The 4,073-nt window shown below is 43.5% G+C and carries 4 protein-coding genes and 1 pseudogene; 2 read left to right on the top strand and 3 right to left on the bottom strand.

Going from position 1 to position 4,073, the window contains the following annotated elements; translation table 11 throughout:
• A partial coding sequence (locus RXX31_RS23405) for an SDR family NAD(P)-dependent oxidoreductase (protein WP_317592035.1) occupies nt 1–523 on the bottom strand: 523 nt, incomplete at its 3' end.
• A gap of 327 nt (nt 524–850) precedes the next feature.
• On the opposite strand from RXX31_RS23405, the pseudogene RXX31_RS23410 reads away from it, so the two are divergent.
• Nucleotides 851–1,001 (top strand): annotated as a pseudogene (locus tag RXX31_RS23410) (IS5/IS1182 family transposase); the annotation flags it as partial.
• A gap of 408 nt (nt 1,002–1,409) precedes the next feature.
• Here the strand turns inward: RXX31_RS23410 and RXX31_RS23415 are convergent.
• Both RXX31_RS23415 and RXX31_RS23420 read right to left on the bottom strand, forming a co-directional pair.
• Nucleotides 1,410–2,501 carry a hypothetical protein gene (locus tag RXX31_RS23415; RefSeq protein ID WP_182016323.1) on the bottom strand — a complete coding sequence of 364 codons (1,092 nt, stop codon included), beginning with the start codon at nt 2,499–2,501 and terminating at the stop codon, nt 1,410–1,412.
• Complete coding sequence (locus RXX31_RS23420; protein WP_170966671.1) at nt 2,498–3,577, bottom strand: hypothetical protein; 1,080 nt, start codon at nt 3,575–3,577, stop codon at nt 2,498–2,500. The genes RXX31_RS23415 and RXX31_RS23420 overlap by 4 nt, the downstream gene beginning before the upstream one ends.
• Before the next feature lie 118 nt (nt 3,578–3,695).
• On the opposite strand from RXX31_RS23420, the gene RXX31_RS23425 reads away from it, so the two are divergent.
• On the top strand, nt 3,696–3,782 hold the full coding sequence (locus tag RXX31_RS23425) for a DUF4113 domain-containing protein (protein WP_374987411.1): 87 nt from the start codon (nt 3,696–3,698) through the stop codon (nt 3,780–3,782).
• Nucleotides 3,783–4,073: the final 291 nt, after the last annotated feature.

A 4,073-nucleotide genomic window follows, 5' to 3' on the forward strand; every position in this document is an offset into this window, starting at 1 on the left:
GTAAAGTGATGCTCCAATCGCTTTCAGCATTGAATAAATCACTCAAACACGCTTCCACCATGTATTTACTACGACCGTATGGGTTAGTGGTTGCACCTGTTGGTGAGTCTTCTGTGATCGGAACGATTTCTGGATCGCCGTAGACGGTTGCAGAGGAACTGAATACGATGCTCTTCACACCCGCTTTACGCATACTACGCGCCAACACCAATGAGCCATTGACATTGTTATCGTAATATTCCAATGGCTTGACGACTGACTCACCTACCGCTTTCAGACCTGCAAAGTGAATGACCGCTTGGATATCATGCTCAGCGAATACCGAATTCAAAAACGCTTCATCACGAATATCGCCTTGATAAAAAGTTGGCTGTTTGCCAGTTAGCGCTTCAATACGGCTCAATACTTCTGTGTTGGCGTTACACAAGTTATCGACAATGATGGGCTCCATGCCCGCCTCAATCATCTGAACGCATGTGTGACTGCCGATGTAACCCATACCACCTGTGACAAGTACTCTCACTTTTGCTTCTCCGCTGTTGCTGCTTCCTGCTCGGTACCGGACCTGATGCTCACTGAGCCTGCGTTATTCACACCAAGTCGATACGCCCAATTCTTCAATGGTTAAAAGTCTATCAACCAACACCGATTCAGGTCCGTGATCAAACTCAAACTAGTGTAAACGTTACCATAAAATAAAAAGAAAAATTTTAAGTTTTTTGTAAAAAAAATGGGCACAACCAGGCTAATTCACGAGAATTCAACAGTAATCACACGCAAATGACAAAATATAACTTACATAGCATCCAAAAATCGCCACGAATATTGTAATCGTTACCACTAGGGTTAACTGTCTGAAACTGCCAAGTGTCGTTTGAAGCAACTACTCGGAGCACCGCTGACTCTTCGTAGTTACAACGCACAAGTTGTGGGGACGTCACGATTAACGTGTTAAAAAACTTACAAGGCTAGGTATGCTCGAAACTCAGTATATTGTTTAAAAACAGGCTATTTAGATACCATTACTCTTAAACTAAATTCGGCAACGAAGTCAGTAGCCTATGAGGCAGCTATAATCGGCGGCCTCTTTCCACTTCTTGCGAGATCCATATTGTTTCTGGTGATCCAAGGCAATTCCTACCAGTTCCATTCAGGAACAGACCAACAACGTTTGTCGGAGGACAATAAACTTTGATCGGAAACGTGCCTTTTCAAGCGATTCGTAGGCTATAAAAAGCTAAAGTTTGATCATTTTTAAGGAGCATTGCTACCAGAATCACTGTGGAAATGACAATAAAGTCTGATCAATCTCTAGCAAGCTTCTGGACAGAGCCTTCTTAGGGTAATCACTTAAATTAGAAAACTACGGATAACTTTTATAGTAATTATGTTGGGTGTTGATTTGTTTTCTACTCTCCCAAGTATTTGTCAGCTTTCTCCTGCCAGCCTTCAACGGAAGATTTCGTATCTTCAAAGACTTTGAGGAGGTCAACAGAGACAAAGAAGCCTACATCGCCTCCTGAGCGCCACGTAGCGCCTAATGAGTATTGGTTTTCGATATGAACCATAACTCCATGCCCAAAGTCTTGTGTGCCTGCCCTATCGCTGTACGTTGATATGGCAGAGATGCCACACGCTATGCCCCAAAAGCATTCCTCCCACCAGTTGATGCCGGCCCACTCTAGAGTCAGTGCTGCTTTAAATTGACTACCATCGTCTGCATCAGGTACATACTCCATCGCTGCCCAAGGATGTAGCCAGAAAAATTGTACAGATGGGGGCTCAGTGTAACTATCACTGCTCAGCTCCTTTCTAAGAAAAAAAGCAGTGGAGGCTTGTTCCCAGAAATACTGATAACGAGCATCACTGTGGTACTTCGCCCATCGTTTCTCAAGAGCTATAGCGGCCTTTGAAAATGCTAACGCCGTCTCTGACTTAAGCTGTTGACTCGAGCTATTAATGGCCGTTGTCCAGGTATTGAGATAAATGTCACACGCATTATTATTAACAGAGGTGCATTGAAGTTGTTTGGCGCACTGGGCATCTGCTTCAGGTTTAAGGGTGAAAACTGAAGTTTCAGCAGAGTCCGCGACAGCAAAAGTAATACTTCCCTTAGAGTCGTCCTCTTCATTGGGTGTGTAGTAGGCTTTGGGTACCGCCATTTTGTTCTCTCGGGCTTTGGTGAGAGTGATGGCTATGAACGTAGAAGCTTCATTGGTTAAGGTAGGTTCAGGTTTTTCCTCAGACTTTTCTATCATTAGAATTTCATCAAGTTCGCGTGAAGAGGTAATTAAACTGTCTCTCCAAATCGAATAGTTCTCTAAGAATCGTTCTTTGCTATATGCGCCATTATTGGACAGCCGCTTAGACAGTTTTGTAAGGTCATCCTGCATTTCAGCCCAATACTTATCATGTTTGATAGGCGAGCAGTTAGGGAGCTTCTCATTTGCAAATGTTAGGCAAGGGAGTAACGCTAGTGAGAGTAAAAGTGATCGTTTCATGAGAACTTCCTCCACTTTTTAGGGATGCTTCCGAGGAACTCCGAACCTACTTTGATGAGGTCGACGAAATCTGAGATAGAGTCAGCATTATCAACGAGGTCTATGATCTTCTGAGCTTCTTTGTTGAGGCTGGGTAATTCTGCGGTTGGTGGTTCGGTCGGGATGCCCGAGCCTGTTGGCATCGTAATTCGGAGGAATTTATGGCTGACACATGGATTGATGATGTACTCGTATAGGCTGTGTGGGTTGATGGTCTTGTAGAAGTCCTTAGTTTCAATGTCATCAACATAGGCTGCATGTGATTTGTTGCGATTCCATGCTTTGGGTGGTTCGAACGGGACGGCTTTGCCGATGATGTCATATTTGTGGCAAACGTTGAAATACTTGAGTGTGCAGCCTGTGTTATCAGCTTTTGGTCTCACAATGGACTTGTGTGGGTTAACATTAGTTTTTAGTGGATTGTAGTCGTAAAAGAGTTGGGAGGTGTTGGCGAACATCCAGATGCTGTCCAACTTATGGATATCAGGAAAGAGTCTAGTTTGGATAAAGGATTTCTTGTCCGCATTTTTATTGTCAGCATCGAACTGGTTTTTGATACCTGTGCCATACGCTTTTGCAAGGGTGTCGTGGGCGCCAGCGGTACCCATCGAGTGGGTTATTACATGGATTTTTCTAGAGGGATTAAAGCCTATTTTTTCGCTCAATTTGCCGATAATTCGAGCTCGAACTTCGGTGGTTCTCACACCAGCGTAGAAGAGGATGTCAAGGATGTGGGTGTTGAAGGTATTATCTTCAGATACTTTGGCCAACTTATCGAACAGGTCTGTGCCACCTAAATTACTGTCTTTGATAATGTCCAGAATAGCGTTGCTGTTATCCGCGATCTTTTTACGTTCCTTTTCGAATATATCGTCATAGACAACGGGGATAACGTCCACATAGTCTTCGTACTTCATCCCTTTCAGGTCGTCATACCGACCAAGCGCTTCATTGGCCGCATCTATAACGGTTTTTTTGAGGTTTGCCTCAGTGTGCTCTCCAATTCCATGTACAACCAAAACAATCGATTTGCTCATAAAAACATCCTTATTGTTCAGTACTTGACCAAGATAGAGTAGAACATGCCTAAGGCATTTGCCTTGCGTAGCGCGTATTTTCATGAAGGTCATCGGGTAATAACATCGATCACAAGGCATAGAACAAAAGTGGAAGATGCGAAGAGAAATGCTCACCCCGAAATATATAACCAAGTGTTTAGATATACCTAAAGTAAAGTGCTAACGGCTAACTTTTGGACACTTCCATGAAATCACAGACCATCACCAAGGCGCTAGAGTAACTTACTGCCTCTTTGAGGTGCTGTTCGGTCCACTATTTTGAAAAAATCTAGAAAATATCGAGGTTTCTCAGACCTTAGAATTTTGGATCATTTTAGCCAACGCATGCACCCGTTCTCATTGTCCCATGCAGATGGTTACTTCGTTTTAACCATCCATACTAGGGCCTGTTGATCTTTGCTGTACATTTTATCTTCAGCAATACATCGGTAGCCACATTAGCATGAATGCCAGC

The sequence above is a fragment of the Vibrio sp. EA2 genome (assembly GCF_033042495.1).
In the GTDB taxonomy this organism is placed as follows: domain Bacteria; phylum Pseudomonadota; class Gammaproteobacteria; order Enterobacterales; family Vibrionaceae; genus Vibrio.

Excerpts from the sequence above, each read along its gene's own strand:
- RXX31_RS23415 (WP_182016323.1), bottom strand. The coding sequence starts at position 2,501 with ATGAAACGATCACTTTTACTCTCACTAGCGTTACTCCCTTGCCTAACA.
- RXX31_RS23420 (WP_170966671.1), bottom strand. The coding sequence starts at position 3,577 with ATGAGCAAATCGATTGTTTTGGTTGTACATGGAATTGGAGAGCACACT.